Raw genomic sequence first — 24,622 nt, forward strand, 5'->3', positions numbered from 1 at the left:
TGTCCTCGATGTCCACGGCGCAGGTACGGTCTGGACGCCGCTTCCTGACAGGATGGCTCGACGCCGCCACGCTCACAATCATCGCGGCGTACACCGCCGGATGGGGACTCATCCTCTTCAACGGCGGCCGGTACTGGGATGACTGGTGCCTGGTCCGGCTGTCGGTGCCTACCGCGCTGACGATGGCTGACATGCCCGGTCAGCCATGGCAGGGCTACCTGTGGCTCGTCATCTCCTGGGTGCCGGGCGTGGAGTACATCCTGCATGCACTGACCTTCCTGCTGTTCCTCGCTGTGGCGATCATTCTTCACCGACTGCTCCGCAAGACGCCGGGTGTCTCGTCATCGATGGCCCTGACGGTCTCGCTACTGTTCGCGCTCTTCCCCGTGAACGCCGCGAGGGTGGCACACATCGACTTCCAGTACACCGTCACACTGGCCGCGTTCTACGCAGCCTGGTACCTCGTGGTGATCGATCTGGATCGGCCCCGTCTGGCCCGAAGAGCCATCTCCGCGGTGCTGTTTGCATTTGCGCTCGTGACGACGGCATCGATGCTGATGTTCATAGCCATCGTCATCGGACACGTGCTGTGGATTTGCCGCGGCGATCTCGCGAACACGACCAAGCGGCAAGGACTCCTGAAGCAGTACGGGTACCTGATTCTGCTTCCGGTGATCGCGGTGCTCTACCGCGCGTTCGCACAGGTGCCGTGGGGCCTCTACGAGGGGTACAACCAGTTCGGGTTGCACTCGATCACGGGCTTGCTCGAGCTACCGGCCGCTGTGAGGGGATCATTGTTCGCGCCGCTCCTTCCGGCCTTACCCGCGCTCGGCCTTGCGGTACCAATCTACCTGCTTATGCGATCGCGCAAGCGGAGAGAGGGCGAAGGCGACGATATCGGTTACGCCAAGATCGCAGGCGCGGGTGTCATAGCGCTTGTGTTCGCGCTGGTTCCGTACCTTGCTGTAGGTAAGATCCCGCAGCAGGTCGGTGTCGACGCATGGGACAGCCGGCATCAACTGCTCGTTCCACTCGGGGCCACTCTCATCCTCTATGCAGGCGTGATGGCGCTCGTTCGCTCGCTCAAGATCGACAGGCGCGTCGGCCTTGCCGTCCTACTTGCGCTCACTGCGGGATTCGTCGTCATGGACGCGCGCTTCGCGCTCATGTACCAGGCGGACTGGTACAAGCAAGTGGCCCTGATGGCCGAGATGCGGGCGAGCGAGGCGTTTCGCGATGGCAACTACTTCGTCATCCGGGATGAGGCAGTAGAGCTCAACGCGCTCGACCGCCGCTACCTCCCGTATGAGTTGAGCGGCATGATGTACAGCGTCTTCGATGAGCCCACGCGGTTCGCCTGGGACGAAGCGCTCGGCGCCGGCTATGCGGCGCAGCTCACGGCGTACAGGGAGTATCGTCAGTACCACTGGTGGGAGTGGGAGGAGCCTGTACGCGGCTACACGGTGACGATCCGTCCGGGCGACACGGACATACGCCACGTTCCCACGCTGCTCGAACTCATGTGGCGCGAGCGCGTCGATCGCCCCGGCTTCGATGAGCGACTCGAGGGTGTTCTCGAGGTCAGCGCCGAGCCTGCCGAGTAGGGCACCTCACTCGTCGAAGTTGAGCCGCTCGCGCTCGACCACCAGCGGCCGCTTCTGGACCTGCGTGTGGATGGCGCCCACGTACTCGCCCACAACGCCGAGGAACATCAGCTGCACCGAGGAGAAGAAGAACAGCCCGATGGCCATCGGCGCTACGCCGAAGGACACCTCGGTCCAGTTGAACAGCTTGTAGATGAAGAATCCGAGACCGGCGAGCAGACTCATGATGGCGGTGGCGAAGCCGATCAGACTCGCCAGGCGCAGCGGCACCTTCGAGTGACTCGTGAAGCCGAGCATGGCCATGTCGAACAACGTGTAGAAGTTGTTCTTGGTCACGCCGCTCTTGCGCTTCTGCTGCTTGTACGCGATGCGCTTCACGGGATAGCCGAACTCCGAGATCAACCCGCGCACGTACGGGTACGGGTCATTGAGCGCTCGCAGCTGTTCGATCACCTCGCGGTCGTACAGGCCGAATCCGGTGATGTGCTGGAGCAGTGGCACCTCGGCCATGGCGGTGACGATCTTGTAGTAGACGCTCCGGAGCAGGAAGAAGAGCCCGAACTCCTCGCTCTCGGTCTTCTGCCCGAGCACGATCTTGTAGCCCTCCTCGCTCCATCCTTTGAGGAACTCGGGGATGAGCTCGGGCGGGTCCTGCAAGTCGGCCACCATCGCGATGATGGCGTCGCCCTTGGCCTGCAAGAGCGCGTTGTACGGCGACCGGATATGGCCGAAGTTGCGCATGTTGAAGATCACCTTCACGCGCTTGTCCCGGGCGGCGAGCTCCCGCAGCTTTTCCTGCGTTCCGTCAGTGGATGCGTTGTCCGCGAAGATCAGCTCGAATTCGTAGTCGGTCGCCGAGAACGCCTCGGCGACCTGCTCGTAGAGGGGAACGACGTTGCCCTCTTCGTTCATGCAGGGGACGACCACGCTGATGAGTCTCTTCATTACGGGTGCGCCTTCTCTTCGGCGGGCATCGGTAGCGTCAAAGTCGCCAGCAGGATCGCATGGGTGAGCTGCTTGCACCCGCACACGGACCACAGCGCAGGCGTCCCGAGGGACCCCCGACATCCTAGCATCGGCACTGCTGGCTTGCCATTCCTCTGCTTCGCCGCCATCATGGGTGCGTTCCTGCGCATACCTACCATATTCTTCCTCATGTCCGACGATTGTCCGGATCTGGAAGAGCTGCGGTCCGAGATTCCCAGGCTCCTGGTCCGGTCGATTCGATAGGAGGGCAGTGGGGTGGCATCAGCCGCAGACACGGTCGAGCGCACCGGTCTCGAGTGGCCTTCGGGCCTGAGGATCGCCTTCATCGCCCTTGTCTACTCGCTCACGCATGCCGTCAGCCTGCTCAACCGCGGTCTGTATTGGGACGACTGGGTGTTCTGGAAGCTGGACCGGCAGGTTCTTGCGACGGCGGTCGCCGAGATGGGCTCCACGTGGCCAGCATCCATAAACGACCTGTTCTACTACAGCCAGTCGGGCATCACGTTCAGCAGATTCCTGACCTTCGCGTCGATGCTCGTCGCCTCCCTGCTGCTCTACGATGTGCTGCGGCGCTTGCCAGGAGTCAGTCGCGATGCGGCCATGTGGATTGCGATGGTCTTCTCGGTCTTCCCGGCCTTCGAGTCTCGCATCGCGCTTGTCATGGTTGGGTATCCGTTGAGTGTTGCCCTGTTCATGTGTTCTCTCTGGCTCCTGGTTCGTTACGGGCCTCGCCCGCCCATACCGGTGCGGGTGCTCATGGCAGTTCTCTTCTTCATCTCGTTCCGCACGGGTTCGCTCCTCGTCTTCTTCGCGGTCGTGCCTCTCCTCGTGCTTATCGTGCATCCCCCTGAAACGCGCGGCCTCGGGCACATCGTCCGTCGCCTCCTCGGCTATGCGGATCAGTTGATCTTGCCTGTGGCCTACTGGGTCGTGACGCGCGTGTGGTTCCAGCCCTCCGGGCGCTACGCCGACTACAACACCCCCGGTAGCGCCAATGACGGTTTCCTCGAGCTGCTTGGAACCGGTCTCTACAACGTTCTTGTGGGACCGATAGTCAAAGCTGCGGGATCGCTGCCGTTCAAAGTGCCGCTCGCTGTTGGGTTTGTGGTGTGCGTGGTCGTGGCGCTGATGTTGTGGCGCAGACCGCTCCAGCACTCCAAGCGGTGGGCACAGCTGGCGCTCACCGGTCTGGCGATGCTCGTGCTCGCCGTCGCGCCGTACGCCGCAGTAGGCAAGGCGCCCGGTAACTACGGATGGGACACCCGCCATCAGCTGCTGGTGCCCTTCGGGGGCGCGTTTCTGACGGTGGCGTTCGTGTACTGGTTGGTTCGCGGTGGCCGCGTGAGTCGACGAATCGGATACGGCGTTCTCGTGCTTTCAATCGGCATTTCGGCCGTCGTGCATGTCAGCAGCTATCTGGCATACGAGCGCGACTGGCTCAAGCAGCGCGCGCTCATAGTGGCGTTCCAGGCGGACCCGGTTGTGCGCGACTCCCACTTCATCCTCCTTGAGGACGAGACGCAGGACCTGGACGTGACTCAGCGCATGTTCTACGAGTACACGGGGATGCTCGCCGAGGCGTTCGGAGATGAGACGCGATACGCGGTGGGACGCGTCTACTACTTCGGCAACTACCAGACGGTGACTCACAATGTCGCGTACGAGCCGTACTACAAGGCAGGGGACTGGGCCGGTGGTCCCCCGGACTGCCTCGTCACCATCGTGCGAGGTGATCTTGATCTGCGCCGGACCTCACAGGTGCTCCGACTGATGATCCTCGACTGGACGGACCGGGCCGCGCTCGACGCCGAGCTCGGGAGGGCCCTTTCGGTCCACGCCAGACCGTACACGGCTGCCGATCGCCACATCGACGCGTACCCGCCGCTCATGCGCTAGAGGCCGCGGCCGCGTGCCTTCTGCGGCATGGTCTATCATTTGGTGACCTCTCATTCACGGAAGGTGCGTTCACACATGCGCTTGCTGCGGTGGCTCATGAACGACGAGCGCGTCAGGTACCTTGCTGTGGGCGGCTGGAACACGCTCTTCGGCTACCTGCTGTTCCTCTTCATGCTCTGGCTGCTGGGTGGGCCCGTGGGCTCGCTAGAATCCTCGAGTGTGCCAGCGATCAAGTGGATCGGCCGCGAGTACTACCTGATCGTCGGGTGGGTTGGCTGGGTCTTCGCGGTCGCTCAGAGTACCGCCACCATGAAGTACCTCGTCTTCCGCAAGGGGGGCAGCTTCTGGCGCCAGACGTTCCGTGCCTACTTCGTGTACCTACCGTCCCAGTTCATCGGGACCGGTCTGCTCTGGTTCGTGGTCCGTGTGGTCGGCCTGTCGCCGCAGATCGGCGCGCTCGTCAACACGGCGATCGTCACGGTCGTGAGCTACCTCGGGCACAAGTACTTCACATTCCGCACGCCTCTTGAGGTCGGAGAGATCAGCGAAGAGGTGTTCGAGGATGGCGAGCAGTCCGAGCCTGATGACGCTACCGGTGGCGCCGCCGCGGAATCGGCGACCGGCGATGCGTAGCATGCCCCCGGATAGCCGCCGCGGCGCGTGGCGGGGCGTGGGTTACTACGCCGGTATCTGCCTGGTGGCGCTGCTCCTCGGCATCTGGGTGCTCGGCCTGGCCGGGAATCTGGCGAGCGTGCCCATCACCTACACCGATGATGGCATCGCTGCGTCGGTGGGCGTTAAGGGCATCATCGAGAACGGGCATGCGTACAGCAATGCGTGGCTGGGTGCCCCCGATGCAGCGGAGTACTTCGACTTCCCGAACGCCGATGCGTCCTCAATCGCCACGATCTGGCTGATCTCGCGGTTCGTCCGCAACTACGTGGCGGTGCTGAATCTGTTCGCGCTGCTGACGTACCCGCTGATTGCTGCGGCAGCCGCATGGTCGCTGCGGCGGCTCGGCATGAGCGGGCCGGTCGCGGCGGTCTGCGCACTGCTCTACGCGCTGCTGCCGTTTCACCAGTCGCGCGTGACCTTCCACCTGTTCTTGAGCGCGTACTTCGTCGTCCCGCTTGTGATCGCGCTGGTGGCCGACGTTGTCCTGCGGCCATCGGGTGCAGCCGTCACTGGACGCCGGTGGCTCGGGCTGCCTCTGTGGTCGTGGGGGGTCGTGCTCCTCATGGGTACGTGTGGCATGTACTACGCGTACTTCGGTCTGGTGCTTGTCGTGCTCGCGGGGATGATCGCGGCATACCGCGACCGCACGTGGCGGGCTCTGCTGCCTGCGCTTGTGGTGGTTGTCGGCGTAGTCGTGCTGCTTGCTCTGCAGATGGCGCCGAGCTACGCGTACTGGGCGAACGAAGGTCGCAACAACACCGGCGACTCGCGGCAGCCCGTGGAGTCGGACTTCTTCGGTCTGCGCCTCACACAATTGGTCTATCCGATGGACGATCACCGAATCGCGCGCTTCGCGCAGGCCAAGCAGTTCCTGCACGACTCGCTCGAGATGATCTCGCCGAGCATGGCATTCATCGCCTACGACTCGTCGCTCGGCGTGGTGGGCGCGCTCGGTCTGCTCGTGCTCGGGTTCTGGGCGCTGACCGCCCCGTTCCGCGCGCCGCCCGGCGGTGCCCACGGCACACCGGGCAAGCTTGCATTGCTGGGCGTGGCGTCGTTCCTGCTCGGCACTGTTGGGGGCGTCGGCTCGGTCATCGCGTTCCTGGGCTTCCCGCAGATTCGTGCGTATGACCGCATCACCGTCTACGTTGCGTTCGCCTCGATCGCGGCGGTCGCGTGGGTTGCCGACGTCTTCGTGGCGCGGGTGGTACGCGGCGGCTGGAGCGGTGCGAGGCGGGTAGCGGTCGCGATCGGACTTGCGCTGCTGCTTGTGGTGGGCGTGCTCGACCAGACCAACCCTGCGGCTGTGGCTCCCGACTACGACGAGATCTCCGCGGTATTCGACAGCGACGCTGCCTTCGTCTCCGATGTAGAGTCGGCGCTGCCCGATGATTCGCTCGTCTTCCAGCTCCCGTACGTCACGTATCCGGAGGGTCCTGCCCCCGAGGGCACGGGAGTGTACGATCCCCTGCGCCTGTACTTGCACTCGGCTACTCTTCACTGGAGCGCGGGCGCCTTCGCAGGTCGCGAGGCAGCGACCTGGCAGGCTGAGACCACCGAGCTCGATGTCGACGCGATGCTCGCCCGGCTTGCCGAGGAGGGATTCGCGGGCCTTACCGTCGATCGGCGTGGCTACGATGACGGCGGACGGGAACTCGAGGCGGAGATAGCCTCCGCACTCGGCGACCGTGACCCGGTCGAGAGCCCGGACGGCCGCTACGCGTTCTTCGTGCTCGAGAAGTAGGGAGCCGGCGTCGGTCGCCCTTGGCTGACGCATCCCGCGGTCTGCCCGCGATTGGTCGATTCCGCGTGGTTGACGGCACGGCTACGGGGCCTTCCACCTGCGGGGGAGGGCCGGAACCCTGTGCTAGACTGCCGATGTTCGTACCCGCCCGGCGACCCTCGCGAGGAGCGCAGAACCAGATGTCTTCATCCGTCCCCTGTCCGGCTTTGCGCGCATGAGCGCCGCCGGACCCGACCGGGCAGACGTGACGTTGCCCGAGTCGGAGGACATCGAGCCGCCGGACATCCCCGTCGTACCTGAAACGCCGCTGGCGTACAGGGCGGCGAGGAACTCGGTGTGGGGCATGGTGAACTTCGCCTGGCCGCTGCTTGTCGCCCTGGCGGTCCAGCCGTTCATGGTGGTGCGTCTCGGCCAGGAACTCTACGGCGTGCTCACGATCGTTGGCGTGACCCTTGGCTTCTTTGGAGTGCTCGATCTGGGAATCGGTGCCGCGGGCACCCGCCAGGTTGCTGCCTACCACGCGCGCAGCGAGCCCGGGCAGGTGAACAAGGTCGTCTCCACGATGCTCGGATTCTACCTGGTGGTAGGCGTCGTGGTGGGGGGCAGCATCATGCTGCTCGCGGACGTGTTCGTCACGCGGTGGCTGTCTATTCCCGCGGACCTGCAGCACACGGCACGGATCGCCTTCTACCTCGCGGGGCCGAGCTTCCTCGTCTCGATTGTCACCGGCGCGTTCGCCTCGATTCCAACCGCGCTGCAGCGCTACGACGTCTCGACGAGGATCGGCATCGCGATCAGCGCCATCAGCACGGTGGTCGTGGTGACACTGCTTGCTCTGGGCAAGGGGCTCGTCGAGATCCAGATTGTGGGCCTGGTGTTGGGCGTGGCTGCGATGCCGGTTCACTTCGTGGCGGCCAAGCGCCTGCTGCCAACGCTTGCCGTGAGACCGCACTGGGACCTCGCGATGTTCCGCGAGCTCTTCAGCTTCGGCGGGTACTTCCTCATCTCGACGATCGGCGTGATGGTGCTCTACCAGCTCGACAAGTTGCTCGTGGGGAACATGCTCGGGGTGGCGGCCGTGACTCTGTACGTCGTTCCGGGAGGGCTGGCGCGCCAGGTACAGGGCCTCACCGCTGCAGCAACAGGCGTTGTGTTCCCCATGTCGGTCACGCTGTTCGAGACCGATCAGCGAGAGCGGTTGCATCGTCTCTACATCGAGGGCAGCCGGATGGTCTACATCCTCATCACGTGCATCGCCGTTCCGCTTGCCGCCTTCGGCGACAGGTTCCTGCGCTACTGGATGGGACCGGAGATCGCGGCCGGCAGCTCGCTGGCGCTCGTTCTTCTGGCCGCCACGTACTACCTGTTGAGCTTCACCGCGATACCCTGGCAGATCGCCAATGGCGCTGGATGGGCGAAGGTGAACGCCCTGTTCACGGTTGCTATGGCGGCAGCGGACATAGGGCTGTTCTTCGTCCTTGTGCCTCGCTTCGGCGTTCCCGGAGCGGCGGCTTCGTACCTCATCGCCGCGCTGCTCGGCGTCCCGATCCTTGTGCGCACGATCGAGCGGCGCGTGCTGGCGATGTCCGGCTTCGAGTTCCTCAAGGTATACTGGCGAATCGGGCTTGTGGGCGCGATCCAGCTTGCTTTGGCGCTGCTCATGCGCCCGCTTTGCGGCAGCCTGCTCACGACCGCCGCGGTGATGCTTGTGTCCGGGGCATCTTTCGTGGGGCTGTACCAGCTGCTGGGTTTCGTACAGGAGAGCGACCGGCAGCTACTGAAGGCGCTGGTGGCGCAGTTCACCGGCAAGCGTGCTCACACGACGTAGTGGAGGCGTGATGATCCCAGTCTACCGGCCCTTCATAGGCGCAACCGAGAAGGCGTACGTCGCCGACGCGGTCGAATCGACGTGGATCTCCTCGAAAGGCGCGTATCTGCAGCGCTTTGAGGAGGGCTTTGCTGCCTTCATCAGTGCCGGTCATGCCGTCGCAACCTGTAACGGCACCGTGTCGTTGCACCTCATCCTCGAGGCACTCGGTCTGGGCGCGGGCGACGAGGTCATCGTGCCCACCCTGACGTACGTGGCCTCGGTCAATGCCATCACATACACCGGCGCCACCCCGGTCTTCGTCGACTCCGACCCGGTGCACTGGAACCTCGACCCCGCCGATGTGGCCGCGAAGATCACGCCGCGCACCAAGGCGATCATGGTCGTGCACCTGTACGGTCATCCCGCCGACATGGATCCGATCCTTGCCCTCGGCCGCGAGCACGGCATCCCGGTCATCGAAGACGCCGCCGAGGCGCACGGCGCCGAGTACCGTGGCCGCCGCGTGGGGGCGATGGGGCTTGCCGGGTCGTTCAGCTTCTTCGGCAACAAGATCATCACCACCGGTGAGGGTGGGATGGTCGTTTCCAACGACGCCGAGTTCGCCGAGCGCTGCCGCCATCTGCGGGGGCAGGGCGTGTCGCCCACGCGCACCTACTGGCACGATGTGGTCGGCTTCAACTACCGCATGACGAACATCGCCGCTGCAATCGGCGTTGCACAACTCGAGCGTGTCGACGACGTGATCGAGACCAAGCGCCGCCTCGCTCATCGATATGTCGAGGCGCTCGCGGATGTCGAGAGCCTCACGCTGCCCCCGGAGATGCCGTGGGCGCGCAGTGTCTACTGGATGGTGTCCGTCCTCGTGGAACCGTCACTCCGTGACCCGCTCATGGCATATCTCAAGGAGCGCGGCATCGAGACCCGGCCGTTCTTCTACCCGGCGCACACGCTGCCGATGTACGAGACGTCCAGCCGCTTTCCCGTTGCCGAGCGCCTCGGCGCATCGGGCATCAACCTGCCATCGTTCCCCGAACTCACCGATGCCGAGATCGACGAAGTGTGCGCGGGCATTCGCGGCTTCATGGCCGAGGGGGCACACGCCCGATGAGCGATCTCGTCGTCTTCGGCGCGGGTGGACTTGCCCGCGAAGTTGCCGAGTACGCCCGGGCGATGTCCGACGCTCCACGCATCGTCGGGTTCATCGACGCGGACGCGTCCCGTGCAGGTGAGGTCCTGAATGGCGTGCCGATTCTCGGTTCTGTTGAGGCGCTCCCTCCCGGGCGACCGCTGCTGGGCGTTGCGGGCGCTGGCAACACCGCGCCGCGCCGGGAGCAGATCCGCGAGATGGAGGCCGCCGGCCTCGACCCGATGCTCGTGGTGCATCCAACCGCCGTGGTACTGCCTTCGGCGACTATCGGACCCGGCAGCATCGTGGCGCCCACCGCAGTGGTGAGTTCGAACGCGGTCGTGGGAGCGCACGTTCTCGTCAACTACGGGGCAACCGTGGGCCACGACGTGCGCGTCGGAGAGTGCGCCGTGGTGGGTCCCGGGTGCCGCGTATCCGGATGGGTGACACTCGAAGATGACGTGTATCTAGGCGCGGGGGCGATCATCTTACCGGGCCTGACGATCGGCCGGGGCGCTGTGGTCGGTGCCGGTGCCGTGGTCACGAGGGACGTACCTGCCGGCATGACTGTCATCGGTGTTCCGGCCCGGTCACGCTGAGGCACCGGTCAGTTCGAGGATGCCGGCCGCGACCGCCGGGTACGACGCGATAGGGAGCAGACTGTCATGAACAACGATCGACCCGCACTGCATGCGGTCATCCTTGCAGGTGGTAGTGGCTCGCGGTTCTGGCCGCTTTCGCGCGAGATGAACCCCAAACAGATGCTCACGATCTTCGGCGGCATCAGCCTGATCGCTCGCGCGGTCCGACGGATCATGCCGTACACCGCGCCCGATGCGGTGCACGTTGTGACCGGGGAACCGCTGTTCGACGAGCTTAGGAACCATCTCATCTCGAACGAGGAGCTATCGCACCTCTCGATTGACTACATGGTCGAACCGATGGGCCGCAACACGGCACCCGCGGTCGCGCTGGCTGCGGCGGTGCTCGTGGAACGGGACCCCGAGGCGATCATGATCATGCTGCCCTCGGATCACCTGCTCGAGGACGGCGAGATGTGGCGCAACACCATCGCGGCGGCCACAGGCCTGGCAGCAGCGGGGCAGATGGTGACGATCGGCCTCAAGCCGTCGCGACCCGAGACCGGCTATGGATACATCCACGCCGGCGATGAGATTCCTGGAAGCATCGTGGGCGAGGTCCGCGGGCATGTGGTGGCGGCCTTCATCGAGAAGCCGGACGCCGAGACGGCCCGGCGCTTCGTTCAGGAGGGCGGCTACCTCTGGAACTCAGGCATGCTGGTGGCGAAGGCCTCGGTGATCCTCGACGAGCTCCGACGTGCGGGTGACGCAGCACGGACGCCCGAGTCGGTCGATGGCCGCCGCATCGCCGATGTGGCCGAGCAGCTTGCCCACCTCGATCGCGCGGAGTGGCTCACCGACGAGGGGCGTGCTCTCTACGGCTCGCTGCCGGCCGTCCCCTTCGACAAGGCGGCGCTGGAAGTCTCGGCGAACGTCGCGGTGGTGCCGACCGATCTCGACTGGTCCGATGTGGGCTCGCTGCTGTCAATCGCGCAGCTTGGCGATGCGGACGCGCGAGGCAACGTGCTCGTTGGCAGGGCATATGACGTCGATTCACGCGGGACGATCGTCTACTCTCCCGACCGCCTGGTCGCCACGCTCGGGCTTGAGGACGCGGTGGTGGTGGATACGGCCGACGCGACGCTGGTAGTGGCAAAGGACCGCGTGCAGGACGTTCGCCTGATCGTCGACATGCTCAAGAAGGTGGGCGCCGAGGAGGTCAGCACGTCGCGGTCCTCGCTACGGCCGTGGGGGAGCTGGACGCTGCTGATGAGGGGCGATGGCTTCCAGATCAAGTCGATCGATGTCTTGGCGGGCAAGCGGCTGTCCGTGCAGAGCCACGAGCGCCGCTCGGAGCATTGGATCGTCATCGCGGGCGAGGCGCGCGTGCTTCGCGGCGAGGAGGAGGTCGTGCTGCACGCGAACGAGTCGGTCTACCTGCCCGCAGGAATCGTGCATCGCCTCGAGAATCCCGGTTCGGCTCCGCTCAAGGTCATCGAGGTAGCGGTGGGCGAGTACCTCGGCGAGGACGACATCATCAGGTACTCCGACGACTACGGGCGCTAACTGCCGTGCTCCGGAACGGGGAGTCAGCCAGTGCGTGATCTGAGCCGGATAGCCGTCATCGATCACGTGAGCCATGGCGGCGTGAGCCGTTTTCTGCTGGCGCTCATCACGCACATGGCGGCGATGCATCCCGAACTCACGCTCGTGTACTACGTGTCGCAGACCAACATCGAGCGCGACGATCTCGAATCGAAGCTCGCCCCGATTCCGAACGTGACGCTTCGTTCGATTCCGTCTCCCATCCAGCCTCCGCAGGAGCCAGGGCTGCCACAGCCCGGGCGCGAGTCTCTCTGGAAGGCCACCGCGGCGGTTCTGAAGGCGGTGCCGCCGCTTCACAAGGTGCTGCTGGGCATGCTCGTATTCGTGAAGAACCTGAAGACGCCACCTCCTCCTGCGTGGTGGGAGTACCGCATGCCGGATGACGTCGTGGCCGAGCTGGGCGAGTTCGATGTGGCCTACTTCGGCTGGCCGTACTACACCGAGCCGGTAAGCTTTCCGACCGCGACGGTGGCCACCTTCCACGACTTCCACTACAAACACTTTCCGGAGTCCTACAGTACTGGCCAGCTGCGCATTCTCGACGCGGATACCACCGAGTGGCTCCGCCGCTGCCGCACGGCGGTGACCTCGACGCACTTCATCCACGACGAGCTTCTGGGGTACTTCCCGCAGGTCTCCGTGCCGGTCGAGATCGTGTACCTCGCCTCGTACGGATTCCACCATCCGGTGGAGGGCGCCGTCGAGGAGGCTGTCGAACGGTTCGGCATCAAGCGTCCGTTCGCGCTCTACAGCGGAGGCTGCAGCGGCCACAAGAACGTGGCCCGGATCCTCGAGGCCGTTGGCATCCTGAAGCAGCAGGGAGCGCCGGTTCACCTCGTCATCAGCGGAGCCGGCACCGATGCCATAGGCCTCACCGCAACGGAGCCGACCATGGACTCCGTCCGCGTGATGAACGAAGCCATCGAGCGCTACGGCCTGGTGCGGGGGGAGGACTACCACCCGCTCGGTTACGTGAGCAACGCGGATGTGGACGCGCTTACGGCAGGCGCCGACCTTGTGGTATCGGCCTCGATGTACGAGGCGGGCTGTGGCCCCGCGATGGACGCCTGGCTGGCCGGCGTGCCCGTGGCGTTCTCGAACATCCCGCCCTTCATCGAGCAGACGGAGCGATTCGGCGTTCAGGCCTGGATCTTCGACCCGCTCGATTCGGCGGATATCGCGGACAAGATGCGCGCGGGCATCCACGAGACGGCACGCTCGGCCGAGATGGTGGCCGCCTCGCTCCATGCGTTCGAGCGGTACGGGTGGGACGACGTGGCGCGTGAGTACTACCGGATCTTCGCAGAGGCGGCCGAGGCGGGGCCGACCGAGCGTATGCTGACACCAGCGCCGTCGCGCCGCAGGTTCTGGTTCCGGCGGACGCTGCGGGGATGGATGGCCTGACGTGGTACGAGAGAACGCGAGGTGCAGGCACGGGGGGCGGTGAGCGGCACCGTATCCACGGACTGCATTCCGCTCGTGCTATCGTGTCGGGGACGAATCGAGCGTTGTGAAGGAGACCGGCGTGACCAAGCGCGCACTCATCACCGGCATCACCGGCCAGGACGGCTCGTACCTTGCCGAGTTGCTGCTCTCGAAGGGCTACAACGTCCACGGTCTCATCCGACGGTCCGCGACCCCCTCGACCGAGCGCATCGAGCACATCCTCGACCAGGTGACGCTGCACGTCGGTGAGCTCACTGACCAGACGTCCCTCGTGGATGCCGTGGAGTCCGCGCAGGCTGACGAAGTCTACAACCTCGCCGCGCAGTCCTTCGTAGGCGACTCGTGGACGATACCAGTCTCCACCGGTGACGTCGATGGCCTGGGTGTGACGCGTCTGCTCGAGGCGATCCGGCGGGTGAAGCCCACGGCGCGCTTCTATCAGGCAGCGACTTCCGAGATGTACGGCAAGGTCCATGAGGTCCCGCAGACCGAGACAACGCCGTTTCACCCTCGCTCGCCGTACGGCGTGGCCAAGGTGTACGGCTACTTCATCACCTTGAACTACCGCGAGAGCTACGGCATGCATGCAAGCAATGGCATCCTCTTCAATCACGAGTCACCCCGCCGGGGCCTCGAGTTCGTGACCCGCAAGATCACCGACCGGGTGGCGAAGATCAAGCTCGGCCTCGCGAGCGAACTTCCTCTCGGCAACCTCGACTCTCAGCGGGACTGGGGCTTTGCGGGCGACTACGTCGAGGGCATGTGGCGCATGCTTCAGCAGGACAACTCGGACGACTACGTACTGGCGACGGGCGAGACGCACACCGTCCGCGAGTTCTGTGAGATCGCCTTCGCTCACGTGGGCCTCGACTACAACGAGTTCGTCAGGATCGACGAGCGTTTCGTGCGACCGGCCGAGGTCGACTTGCTCCTCGGCGATCCCACTAAGGCGCGCGAGAAGCTCGGGTGGACGCCCACAGTGAGCTTCCGCGAGCTCGTGGAGATGATGGTCGACGCCGACCTGGAGCGTCACTCGGGACCGGCCGGCGCGGGCTCTCTCGGCTAGGGCAACGATGCCGAAGCGGGCGCTCATCACCGGCGTCGCCGGGCAGGACGGCTCATATCTGGCCGAGCTGCTGCTCGACCGGGGCTACGAGGTCTACGGCATCGTGGGGCCCGTGCCCGGTGACCTGCTCGACGCTGCGATCGAGAAGGGCGGCGAGCGCCTGCACCTGCTCGACGGCGATCTCACCGACATGGAGTCTCTCCTTGCCTGCGTGAACACGGCCCGGCCCGACGAAGTCTACAACCTCGCGGCGATGTCTTTCGTCGGCGCATCGTGGGAGCAGGCGCTCAAGACCACGGACATCAACGCTGTGGGCGTGTTGCGTCTTCTCGAGGCGCTTCGTCACGAGGCCCCCGGCGCACGCTTCATGCAGGCGGCCTCTGGCGAGGTCTTCGGGCGCGCGGAGGGCGGCCGGGCACAGGACGAGTCCACGCCGCTTCATCCGCGCTCGCCCTACGGCGTGTCCAAGGCCTACGCGCACTTCATCACGCTCAACTACCGTGAGTCCCACGGCATGTTCTGCTCCAACGCGGTGCTGTTCAATCACGAGTCGCCGCGTCGCGGCGTGAACTTCGTGACACGCAAGATCACCGACGGTGCCGCGCGCATCTCGCTCGGGCTGGCAGACGAACTGCTCATGGGAAATCTCGACTCGCGCAGGGACTGGGGATTCGCCGGGGACTATGTGGATGCGATGTGGCGGATCCTCCAGCACGAGGAGCCGGACGACTTCGTCGTTGCCACGGGCGAGGCGCACTCGGTGCGGCAGTTCTGCGAGGTTGCATTCGCCCGCGTGGGGCTTGACTACCGCGAGTACGTGAAGTGCGACGAGCGCTTCCTGCGCCCCGCAGATGTCGACGTGCTCCTCGGTGATGCCACTAAGGCCCGCGAGAGGCTCGGGTGGGAGCCGAAGGTGAGCTTCTGCGACCTCGTCGAGATGATGGTGGACGCCGATCTCGCGCGCCTGAAGGCCACCGAGGCCGCCGACGCCTAGCGCGCGGGCTTCCTGAGACCGAGCGCACGCAGCACCTTCCCGCCCAGACGTCTCACGTTGCGGTAGTTGCTGCCTCGCGCGATCCGGCGCAGGGCGCGCCTCTTGGCCGCATGTCTCGTCCACAGCGGTGACTCCGGCGCCATGGCCGACCGAAGGACCTCGATGATCTCACCACGCTCATAGGTCGTCCGCAGATCGGCCATGTCCTGACGGGCGCGCTCGCCCATCGCTTGGCGCAACGCCGGGTCCTCGGCCAGCCGCACCATATGCTTCGCGGCATCGTCCTCGCTGGGATTCGCCCAGAACACGTCGTGTCCCACGATCGAGGCGTGGTATGACGGGTGCTCGGAGACCACCGGTATGAACTCGTAGTCCACTGCGCACGAGTTCTCATCGGTCATGAAGTCCATGTTGCCTGACCAGCCTGTAGCAATGACCGGCTTGCCGAACGACATCGCCTCCATGAGGCTCAGCCCCAGGCCTTCACTTCGATGGAGCGACACGAGAACGTCGCACGACGCGTAGAGACAGAGCACGTCTCTGTACGCGAGCGTCTCGTGGATGAGCACGATACGGTGGTCGGTCGCAGCCAGCTTCTCCAGGTCGGAGAGCTGACGTGCGAACAGCTCGCGGGCGTCGGAGCCGGAGTTGATCTTGAGCACGAGACACACGTCCGGACGGGTTGGGAATGCCGTGAGGAACGCGCGAACAGCGGCCTCCGGATTCTTGCGGCTGATGTCGCTTGACGCGTCGAAGCTCGAGACGAAGGCGAGCGCCTCGGCGGGAACGCCCCACCGCGCTCTGTCGGGCTCGACATCGTCCGGTACGAACGCGGCCTGCTGGTAGTAGACGCACATCGCCTCGGGCAGTGCGGCGTTGACAGCGTCTTCGACGAAACGGGTGGGTGCGAGCACGATGTCCATCGCGTGGAGAGCCGGCAGCCAGGCTTCTGGGAGCTGGGGCAGCTCCCAGAAGGGAACGCACGCGCTCACCCGGTCCTTCCGGCTCCAGGACGGGTTCATCCAGAGCTGCTCCGCGAGTTGGGGCGGGTTCATGTGGAATAGGTTCAGCGGGTGCGGCGTGGGGTCGGCGTGATCGTGAGCAAGCGGCTGGTACGTCGTGTCGTGACCCTGCCGGTCTCCGCCGGGGTCGACGTCGGCCAGCGCCAGGGGTACGTCCCGCTTGTTCAGTAGCGTGATGGTGTTGCGTGTGGCGATGCCGAGCCCGAAACTGCCCGTTACGTAGCCGATGATGTTGATGCCGAATTGGGCATTCGCCAGGTGGTGAGAGCGCATGTGCGCCGTGGTCCTTTCTTGAGACAGCGGTGTCACCGTTCGGATTCTGGCATAATCGCATCGCTGGATGACAGCCTCGGAGTGTTTTCGGGGCGCTCCCGTCACCCGGTGTCCGCCAAGGCCGCCACGAGTCAGAAGATGCGCAGGACCGTGAATCAGCCCGGACTCCTCTCGATCCTCATCGTCACTTACGATGCCGAGCGCGTGCTGCCCGGCTGTCTCGACTCGCTCATGGCCGAGCCTCCGTCGTGTGAGCACGAGGTCGTGTGCGTGGACAACGGCTCCACCGACGGCACGTGCGCTCTCGTGCGCGAGCGTTACCCATGGGTGTGCCTCGTGGAGAGCGACCGCAACCTCGGCTTTGCGGGCGGCAACCTGCTGGCGGCGGAGCACGCGCGCGGCGATGTGCTGTTGCTGCTCAATCCGGACACCATCGTGCTGTCCGGCGCGCTGGATGCGCTCACGGGGGCGCTTCTCGCCGATGACGCTCGCGCGATCGCCGGCGCGTGTCTGCTGGGCGCTGATGGCGCTCCCGTGACGTCGTGGGGCGACTTCCCGACGGTGGGCTGGGCGATCGCGAACACCGCGCCGTGGGGTGGGGCCGGCATGCGAGTTCGCTCGCGTGTGCGCATGGACGGTAGCTGCGCTGAACTCACGGGGGTGACCCCGGTCGACTGGGTCTCGGGGGCCGCGCTCGCCATTCGGCGTGAGACGTGGAATGGTTTCGGCGGGATGGACGCCGGCTACTTCCTGTACTACGAGGAGACCGACCTGTGCTTCCGTGTGCGCGCGGCGGACAAGGACGTCGTGGTCGTGCCCGATGCACGGATCGTGCACCTCGAGGGCGCTTCGGTGGGCACGCAGACCGTGCGCCAGTACGTGTGGTCAACGCGGAGCCTCATCCGGTTCCTCCGGCGCAACCGCGGTTCACTCGCAGGTGCGGTGGTGAAGCACTGGGTAGGGGATGTGAACATGCTCCTGTGGCTGGTGGCGGCCATCGCCGGGCCGTTCAGCCCCCGTCTGCGCGAACGACGCGAGCGGTACGCTGCACTGATGCGCGTGGGACTCGGCATGCGCACGGCCTACGACCCGCCGGAGGTGCGGCCGTGAGCGATGCGACGACCACGCTTTCAGGGGTGCCCGCGGTCTCGATCGTGACCGCGGCGTACAACGCGGCATCGACCCTCGCCGAGACCGTCTCGTCGGTGTTTGCGCAGACGCGCCCCGACTGGGAACTCGTGATCGTGGACGACGGCTCTACCGACGCGACACGCCAGATCGCAGCGGGGTTCGCCGCCGAAGACCCGCGCGTGCGGGTGGTGTCGCAGGCGAACGCGGGCACGGCCGCGGCGCGCAACGCCGGCGTGCGGGAGGCACGAGCCGAGTGGCTGTGCATGCTCGATGCCGACGACTTGCTCATGCCGACGTTCCTCGAGCGCATGATCGCCTTCCGGGAGGAGCATCCGGGATACGATATCTACTCGCCGGTCACCACGATGCTCCTGCGCGACGGCAGGCGCGTCCCGCTCATGACCGGCCGTGACTGGGAGACGGTGCGCTCGGTTTCGATCGCCAAGCAGATGCGTGAGAGCAGCATCGCGCAGGTGAGCCTGGTGCGCCGTGAGGTCCTCGACCGCGTGGGAGGCTACCGGAGCGTCTACTCGGAGGACTACGACCTCTGGCTGCGTGCGCTCATCCTCGGCGCGCGGCAGCTGCAGGTGCCCGAGGCGTTGTGGGTGTACCGCCGCCAGGAGGGCAGCAAGACCACGGCTCTCGTGCGCGAGGCCGAAAGCATCCTGGAAGTCCTCACCGATGCACGCGCGATGCCGGAGCTCTCGCCCGAGGACCGGGCTGCATGCGACGATGCGATCGTGTTTGCCGAGTCGCGCATCGGCAGGCGGAACCTCGAGGAGGCGCTGTTGCGCGGCGAGTACGCGGGCGCCCGTGCGGCGTATGTGCGCCACCGCCGGGCGTTCCCGGGAGCGGGCAAGTACGCCCTCGGCTTTGCGCTCATGATGCTGAGCCCGCGCCTGTACGCACGGATCAAGGCCGGGCGCATGGTGTAGCGCGCCTGCGCGCGACACCGAGCCGTTGACCGTGTCCTGTCCCTTCGGCGCGCCTCACTGCTACCATGATGAGGCTCGCGCCGCGACGCGCGCGGGCATCCGGATGGGGAGATCGATGAATCTGCTGGTCACCGGTGGGTGTGGCTTCATAGGCACGAACCTCGTGCGGCACGCTCTGCTCGAGGGTGGGCACGCGGTCACCAACGTCGACTTGCTCACGTACGCGGGCAACCGCCACTCGCTCTCCGATCTCGAGGGCTCGGCGGGCTATGAGCTTGTCGTGGCCGACATCTGCGATGCCGACGCGATGCGTGAGGTCTTTGCGCGCGTCCGCCCTGACGCCGTGCTGCACCTTGCTGCCGAATCGCACGTGGACCGTTCGATCGATGGCCCGGACGCATTCGTGCGCACCAACGTCGTTGGGACGTCCACGCTTCTGCAGGTGGCACTCGAGCACTGGCGCTCGCTCGAGCCCGTGGAGGCAGCGGCGTTCCGCTTCATCCACGTCTCGACCGACGAGGTGTACGGCAGCCTCGGCGCAAACGATGCGCCCTTCACCGAGGACACCAAGTACGACCCGCACTCACCGTACGCGGCGAGCAAGGCGGCCTCGGACCACCTCGCGCGTGCCTGGCACGACACGTACGGGCTGCCGGTCATCGTCACCAACTGCTCGAACAACTACGGGCCGTACCAGTTCCCCGAGAAGCTCATCCCGGTGATCGTCTTGAAGGCGCTCGCCGGGGAGCCGATCCCCGTCTACGGCGCAGGCGACAACGTACGCGACTGGCTGTACGTGGAGGACCACGTCCGCGCGCTCTTGCGCGTGCTCAAGGAGGGCGCACCGGGCCGGACGTACAACATCGGCGGCAACAACGAGATGCGCAACATCGATGTCGTGCGCCGCGTGTGTGCGCTGCTGGATGAGATCGCTCCCGCCGAAGACGGCCGGCCATACGGCACGCTCATCACCTTCGTCACGGACCGGCCGGGCCACGACAAGCGCTACGCCATCGATGCTACGCGCATCACCGCCGAACTCGGCTGGACGCCGACCGCGGATGCCGAAGGCGCGCTCGGCGCCACGGTCCGCTGGTACGTGGAGCACCGCGACTGGTGGGAGCGTATCCTTCGGGGGGAGTACCGCCTGGAGCGCATCGGTCTCGGCACCGCTGGCGCAGACAGCGAGGAGGGCTCGTGAAAGGCATCGTCCTGGCAGGGGGCGCCGGCACGCGACTCCATCCGGTCACCCTCGGCACGTCCAAACAGCTGCTGCCCGTCTACGACAAGCCGATGATCTACTACCCGCTCTCGGTGCTGCTGCTCGCCGGCATCCGCGAGATACTGGTGATCACCACGCCGACCGACCAGCCCGCGTTCCAGCGGCTGCTGGGCGATGGTTCGCAGTGGGGCGTGAGCATCAGCTTTGCGGTGCAGCCCGCTCCCGAGGGGCTCGCACAGGCATTCATCATCGGCGAGGAGTTCCTCGACGGCAGTCCTGCCTGCCTCGTGCTGGGCGACAACATCTTCTACGGCACGGGAATGGTCGAGATGCTGCAGGGCGCCCGCGAGGATGCAGAGCGTGGAGGGGCGGTCGTCTTCGGCTACAAGGTGCGCGATCCGGAGCGGTACGGTGTGGTTGAGTTCGACGACGCGGGCACCGCGCTGTCCATCGAGGAGAAGCCGGCCGAGCCACGCTCGTCGTTCGCGGTCACGGGGCTCTACTTCTACGATTCGCGCGTCTGTGAGATGGCCCGGAAGGTGATGCCGTCGGCCCGGGGCGAGCTTGAGATAACGACGCTCAACAACCTGTATCTTGCCGACGGCAGCCTCCATGTACGTGTGATGAGCCGCGGCATGGCATGGCTCGACACCGGCACGCCCGACTCGCTCATGGAAGCCGGCGCGTTCGTGCAGACGATCGAGAAGCGCCAGGGCCAGAAGGTGGCGTGCCTCGAGGAGGTCGCCTACCACATGGGCTACATCGATCGCGACGCCCTGCGTGCGGCCGCGGCGAAGGCCACGGCCGACTACTACCAGTACCTGCTCGATCTGTAGAAGGAGCCACCATGATCGATGGAGTGAAGGTCAAGGACCTGAAGGTCGTTCCGGATGAGCGCGGTCTGCTCATGGAGATGTGGCGCAGCGACGACCCGGACTTCCAGAAGTTCGGGCAGTGCTACGTGACGATGGTCTACCCGGGTGTCGTGAAGGCCTGGCACTACCATGAAAAGCAGACCGACCACTTCGTGTGCGTCGGCGGCATGGCGAAGGTCGTGTTGCACGACCGCCGCGACGGCTCACCGACTTTCGGCGAGACGAACGAGTTCATCATCGGCTGGCAGCGCCAGCGGATGGTGATCATCCCCAAGGGCGTCTACCACGGGTTCACCCCCGTGGGCACGGAGCCGGCGATGATCGTCAACGTTCCCACCGAGCTGTACGCCTACGACGACCCGGACGAGTACCGCAGGCCGTTCGACGACCCGGAGATCGGCTACGACTGGAGCGTGAAGAGCGGGTGACGCGCTTTCTCATCGCGGGCGCCAGCGGAATGCTCGGCACCGCGCTGCAGACGGTGCTCGCCGAGCGGGGAACCCGCTTTGAAGCCCCGCCTGAGGCCGAGTTCGACATCACCGATCCCGCTGTGATCGCCTACCAGGTGCGGCGGTTCGCCGCCACGGTCGGTGAGGGGGAGCGCGGCGTCCTCGTGAACGCTGCGGCTTACACCAACGTCGAGATGGCCGAGGACCACCCCGACGTGGCGTTCCGGGTGAACGAGCACGGCGCGCGCCTGCTCGCCGAAGCGGCACGCGATGCCGGACTCGGGTTCGCGCATGTCTCGACCGACTTCGTCTTCGACGGCACGAAGCACGGGGCCTATGACGAGTACGACGAGCCGGCCCCGCTTTCGATCTACGGGATGTCCAAGCTCGCCGGCGAGCACGCAGTGCACGCTGCCTACGCGTTCGCGCTCGTCGTGCGCACCGCCTGGGTCTTCGGCGAGGGCGGCGCGAACTTCCCCGTGAAGATCCTCGACCTTGCCGGGCGTACGTCGGTACTCAAGGTCGTGACCGATGAGGTGGGCTCGCCCACCTACACGATCGACCTCGCCCGGGGCATCATCGCGCTCGTGGACGCGGAGGCGCACGGTCTCTACCATCTCGCGGGCGAGGGTTCGTGCAGCCGATTCGAACTCGCCGAAGCGGTGCTCGAGCTTGCGGGTCTGGCCAACACCATCGAGCCGGTGCTTGCCGCCGCGTTTCCGACGCGCGCAGCCCGCCCGGCCAACTCGACGCTCGACTGCTCGAAGGCGGCCTCACTCGGCGTTGCGATGCCGCCCTGGCGCGACGCGCTGGGGCGCTTCATCGCGAGTCGCGGCGGCGAGACGGAGGCCTGAGGTGGCCACGATCGGCATCGACGTCACCGCACTCGCCACGAGCGCGTCGGGCGGGATCGGGGCATCACAGTGGGCGACCATGCGCGCACTCGCCCGTGCTGGTTCCGAGCACCGGTTCATCATGTACTCCACGGCTACGCCGGTCGTGCCGTTCACGGAGCAGCCGCTGTATCTCAAATGGCCCCTGCGTTTGGGCTCAGGTTCGAGCGCGCGCTCCAACATCGTGTGGATGCAGACCGGCGTGAACCGCATGCTCGCTGCAGACCACGTGGACCTCTTCTGGAGCCCACGACACCTGCTGCCGTTCCGGGCCCGAGGTGTGGCGACTGTGGCGACGGTGCAGGACTTCTGGCACCTTCATCATCCCGAGCAGCAGCCGCTCGCCAACCGCACGATGAACAGGCTGCTGATCTCGCGGATCCTGAAGCGCGCCGATCACATCGTGACCACCTCGCAGGCCGTGGCCGAGGATGCGTTCGCCCACTACCACGTATCGCGCGGTCGCCTCACGGTCGTCCCGCTCGGCGTGGATGCCGAGGTGTTCCGGCGCATGCGCGGCGAGGAGGTGGGCCGCGTGCTCGAGCGCTACGGAGTCCCCGGCAGGTTCCTGCTCGCGCTCGACGTCTACAACCCTCGCAAGAACTTCTCCGCGGTGCTCGAGGCGTTCGCCCGGCTGCCCCGGGATCTCAGGTCGTCTTTGCACCTGATCGGACTCGGCCGTCGCCGTGCGAGTGCCGAGGCCACGTCACCGGCCGCACTTGCCGAGCAACTCGACATCGGCGATCGGCTCGTGCTTGCAGGAGACGCACCGCTCGAGGAGCTGGTGGCGCTCTACAACGGGGCCGAGGCGCTGCTGTACCCGTCGGTGTACGAAGGCTTCGGCATGCCGGTGCTCGAGGCGATGGCATGCGGCTGTCCGGTGATCACCTCGGACCGCTCGTCGCTGCCGGAAGTCGCCGGAGGCGCGGCGCTGCTGACCGACCCCACCGATCCGGACGCGCTCGCCGAAGCCATCGTGACGATCGCGCGAGACGCGGCCCTGCGCGGGCTGCTCGTGCAACGCGGTGGACAGCGCGCCGCCTCGCTCACGTGGGATGCCACCGCCGCCGGCATGCTGGCCGTCTTCGACCGGGTGCTCGCGGCCCGCGCCGGCACGGGGAGTGCGTGATGCGCATCCTCCTCGACTGCCGCATGGCCGAGTGGAGCGGCATCGGCCGCTACTGCAAAGGGCTCGTGCGCGCGCTCGCAACGCTCCCGGACGTCGAGGTCGTGCAGATGATCGCCGCTGGCGCCGAGCCGCCGGTCTCCTCGGCCGAGGTGGTGGAGGCACGCCACCATCCCTTCACGATGCGCGGCTCCTCGGAGTTCGGCCGCATCGCGCGCGCGACGTCGCCGGACCTCACGCACGCCCTCCACTTCCCGACGCCGGCGCCGGCGATCCACCCGCTGGTGGTCACCATCCAGGACCTCACGCCGCTTGCCGTGCCGGGTGTGATGCCGTCGCGGCTCAGGCGGGCGGTCTACCGTCGGTCCATCCGCCGGGCGGTGCGTACTGCAGACCGCATCCTCACGCCCTCCGAGTACTCGGCGGGCGACGTGGTGCGCTTCTTCCCGGAGGCGGCCGGACGCATCACGCCGGTGCTCCTCGCCGCCGACGACTTCACGGCCGGTCCGGTCGGCGTGCTGCCCGAGTGGCTCGATGGACATCGGTTCGTGCTGTCGATGGGCAACACGAAGCCGCACAAGGACCTGCCGACGCTTCTGCGCGCGTTCGCAGCGCTGACCGATACGTCGCTCACGCTGGTGCTCTCGGGAGTCGACCCCGGTGACTATGTCGCCTCGGTACTCGGCGACGATCCTGCGGCCGCCAGGGTGCGGTTCACCGGCCGAATCTCCGACGACACGTTGCGGGCGCTTTACGCCTCAGCCGAGCTGCTGGCGTACCCGTCGCTCTACGAGGGGTTCGGCCTGCCGCCGCTTGAGGCGATGGGGTTCGGCACGCCGGTCGTGGTGGCCGAGGCGGCGTCGGTTCCCGAAGTCGTGGGGGACGCCGCGCTCACGATCGAACCGGGCGATGTCCGCGCGCTCACGGCAGCCATGGCGGACATCCTTGATGACCCGGCGCTCGCCGTCCGGTTGGCCGACCTCGGCCGTTTGCGTGCGAGCGAGCTCACGTGGCGACACACAGCCGAGCGAACGGCTGCGGTCTACCGCCAGGTCATCGGCTGAGTCCTCATCGCTTGAACGCACGCCCCGTTACTGTCCTGTGATACCGCTTCGGCGCGCGATAAGGCAGAATGTGAGGG

At 66.1% G+C, this 24,622-nt stretch carries 21 protein-coding genes; 19 read left to right on the forward strand and 2 right to left on the reverse strand.

Annotated features, from left to right (window positions below; genetic code table 11):
• The first annotated feature begins 8 nt into the window (after positions 1-8).
• On the forward strand, positions 9-1,604 hold the full coding sequence (locus Q7W51_06605; GenBank protein ID MDO8848038.1) for a hypothetical protein: 1,596 nt from the start codon (positions 9-11) through the stop codon (positions 1,602-1,604).
• Between the two features lie 6 nt (positions 1,605-1,610).
• On the opposite strand, the gene Q7W51_06610 is transcribed toward Q7W51_06605, so the two are convergent.
• Entirely contained in the window at positions 1,611-2,549 is a 939-nt protein-coding gene (locus tag Q7W51_06610) for a glycosyltransferase family 2 protein (GenBank protein ID MDO8848039.1), read from the reverse strand.
• A 297-nt stretch (positions 2,550-2,846) separates the two neighbouring features.
• On the opposite strand from Q7W51_06610, the gene Q7W51_06615 reads away from it, so the two are divergent.
• The 10 genes from Q7W51_06615 (at position 2,847) to Q7W51_06660 (ending at position 15,555) form a co-directional block, all read left to right on the forward strand.
• On the forward strand, positions 2,847-4,487 hold the full coding sequence (locus Q7W51_06615; GenBank protein MDO8848040.1) for a hypothetical protein: 1,641 nt from the start codon (positions 2,847-2,849) through the stop codon (positions 4,485-4,487).
• 75 nt (positions 4,488-4,562) lie between these two features.
• Positions 4,563-5,120 carry a GtrA family protein gene (locus Q7W51_06620; protein ID MDO8848041.1) on the forward strand — a complete coding sequence of 186 codons (558 nt, stop codon included), beginning with the start codon at positions 4,563-4,565 and terminating at the stop codon, positions 5,118-5,120.
• Complete coding sequence (locus tag Q7W51_06625) at positions 5,113-6,906, forward strand: hypothetical protein (GenBank protein ID MDO8848042.1); 1,794 nt, start codon at positions 5,113-5,115, stop codon at positions 6,904-6,906. The genes Q7W51_06620 and Q7W51_06625 overlap by 8 nt, the downstream gene beginning before the upstream one ends.
• A gap of 214 nt (positions 6,907-7,120) precedes the next feature.
• The gene (locus tag Q7W51_06630) at positions 7,121-8,734 is read left to right on the forward strand and encodes a flippase (GenBank protein ID MDO8848043.1); all 1,614 of its coding nucleotides are present in this window, start codon (positions 7,121-7,123) and stop codon (positions 8,732-8,734) included.
• A 10-nt stretch (positions 8,735-8,744) separates the two neighbouring features.
• On the forward strand, positions 8,745-9,845 hold the full coding sequence (locus Q7W51_06635; protein ID MDO8848044.1) for a DegT/DnrJ/EryC1/StrS family aminotransferase: 1,101 nt from the start codon (positions 8,745-8,747) through the stop codon (positions 9,843-9,845).
• Positions 9,842-10,462 carry a NeuD/PglB/VioB family sugar acetyltransferase gene (locus tag Q7W51_06640; protein MDO8848045.1) on the forward strand — a complete coding sequence of 207 codons (621 nt, stop codon included), beginning with the start codon at positions 9,842-9,844 and terminating at the stop codon, positions 10,460-10,462. Before Q7W51_06635 ends, Q7W51_06640 begins: the two co-directional genes overlap by 4 nt.
• 66 nt (positions 10,463-10,528) lie before the next feature.
• Positions 10,529-12,010: a mannose-1-phosphate guanylyltransferase/mannose-6-phosphate isomerase gene (locus tag Q7W51_06645; protein ID MDO8848046.1), complete on the forward strand. Its 1,482-nt coding sequence runs from the start codon at positions 10,529-10,531 to the stop codon at positions 12,008-12,010.
• Between the two features lie 30 nt (positions 12,011-12,040).
• Entirely contained in the window at positions 12,041-13,453 is a 1,413-nt protein-coding gene (locus Q7W51_06650) for a glycosyltransferase (protein MDO8848047.1), read from the forward strand.
• 121 nt (positions 13,454-13,574) lie between these two features.
• On the forward strand, positions 13,575-14,561 hold the full coding sequence (gene gmd, locus Q7W51_06655) for a GDP-mannose 4,6-dehydratase (protein ID MDO8848048.1): 987 nt from the start codon (positions 13,575-13,577) through the stop codon (positions 14,559-14,561).
• Between the two features lie 7 nt (positions 14,562-14,568).
• A complete protein-coding gene (locus tag Q7W51_06660) occupies positions 14,569-15,555 on the forward strand; it encodes a GDP-mannose 4,6-dehydratase (protein MDO8848049.1) in 987 nt (328 codons plus the stop codon).
• Here the strand turns inward: Q7W51_06660 and Q7W51_06665 are convergent.
• A complete protein-coding gene (locus tag Q7W51_06665; protein ID MDO8848050.1) occupies positions 15,552-16,850 on the reverse strand; it encodes a glycosyltransferase family 4 protein in 1,299 nt (432 codons plus the stop codon). The two genes, Q7W51_06660 and Q7W51_06665, sit on opposite strands and share 4 nt — an antisense overlap.
• 138 nt (positions 16,851-16,988) lie before the next feature.
• Here Q7W51_06665 and Q7W51_06670 point away from each other — a divergent pair, with 138 nt between their 5' ends.
• From Q7W51_06670 to Q7W51_06705, 8 genes are all read left to right on the forward strand, one after another.
• Positions 16,989-17,960 (forward strand): glycosyltransferase family 2 protein, encoded by a 972-nt coding sequence (locus Q7W51_06670; protein MDO8848051.1) that lies wholly within the window; start codon positions 16,989-16,991, stop codon positions 17,958-17,960.
• Positions 17,957-18,916 (forward strand): glycosyltransferase family 2 protein, encoded by a 960-nt coding sequence (locus tag Q7W51_06675; GenBank protein ID MDO8848052.1) that lies wholly within the window; start codon positions 17,957-17,959, stop codon positions 18,914-18,916. The genes Q7W51_06670 and Q7W51_06675 overlap by 4 nt, the downstream gene beginning before the upstream one ends.
• A gap of 115 nt (positions 18,917-19,031) precedes the next feature.
• Entirely contained in the window at positions 19,032-20,117 is a 1,086-nt protein-coding gene (gene rfbB, locus Q7W51_06680; GenBank protein MDO8848053.1) for a dTDP-glucose 4,6-dehydratase, read from the forward strand.
• Positions 20,114-20,974 carry a glucose-1-phosphate thymidylyltransferase RfbA gene (gene rfbA, locus Q7W51_06685; GenBank protein ID MDO8848054.1) on the forward strand — a complete coding sequence of 287 codons (861 nt, stop codon included), beginning with the start codon at positions 20,114-20,116 and terminating at the stop codon, positions 20,972-20,974. Before rfbB ends, rfbA begins: the two co-directional genes overlap by 4 nt.
• A gap of 11 nt (positions 20,975-20,985) precedes the next feature.
• Complete coding sequence (locus Q7W51_06690) at positions 20,986-21,441, forward strand: dTDP-4-dehydrorhamnose 3,5-epimerase family protein (GenBank protein ID MDO8848055.1); 456 nt, start codon at positions 20,986-20,988, stop codon at positions 21,439-21,441.
• Positions 21,438-22,316 (forward strand): dTDP-4-dehydrorhamnose reductase, encoded by an 879-nt coding sequence (gene rfbD, locus Q7W51_06695; GenBank protein MDO8848056.1) that lies wholly within the window; start codon positions 21,438-21,440, stop codon positions 22,314-22,316. The genes Q7W51_06690 and rfbD overlap by 4 nt, the downstream gene beginning before the upstream one ends.
• A 1-nt stretch (position 22,317) precedes the next feature.
• Positions 22,318-23,484: a glycosyltransferase family 1 protein gene (locus Q7W51_06700; GenBank protein MDO8848057.1), complete on the forward strand. Its 1,167-nt coding sequence runs from the start codon at positions 22,318-22,320 to the stop codon at positions 23,482-23,484.
• Positions 23,484-24,545 (forward strand): glycosyltransferase family 1 protein, encoded by a 1,062-nt coding sequence (locus Q7W51_06705; GenBank protein ID MDO8848058.1) that lies wholly within the window; start codon positions 23,484-23,486, stop codon positions 24,543-24,545. The genes Q7W51_06700 and Q7W51_06705 overlap by 1 nt, the downstream gene beginning before the upstream one ends.
• The last annotated feature ends 77 nt before the right edge of the window (positions 24,546-24,622 follow it).

Source organism: Coriobacteriia bacterium (assembly GCA_030652115.1).
In the GTDB taxonomy this organism is placed as follows: Bacteria; Actinomycetota; Coriobacteriia; order Anaerosomatales; family Anaerosomataceae; genus UBA6100.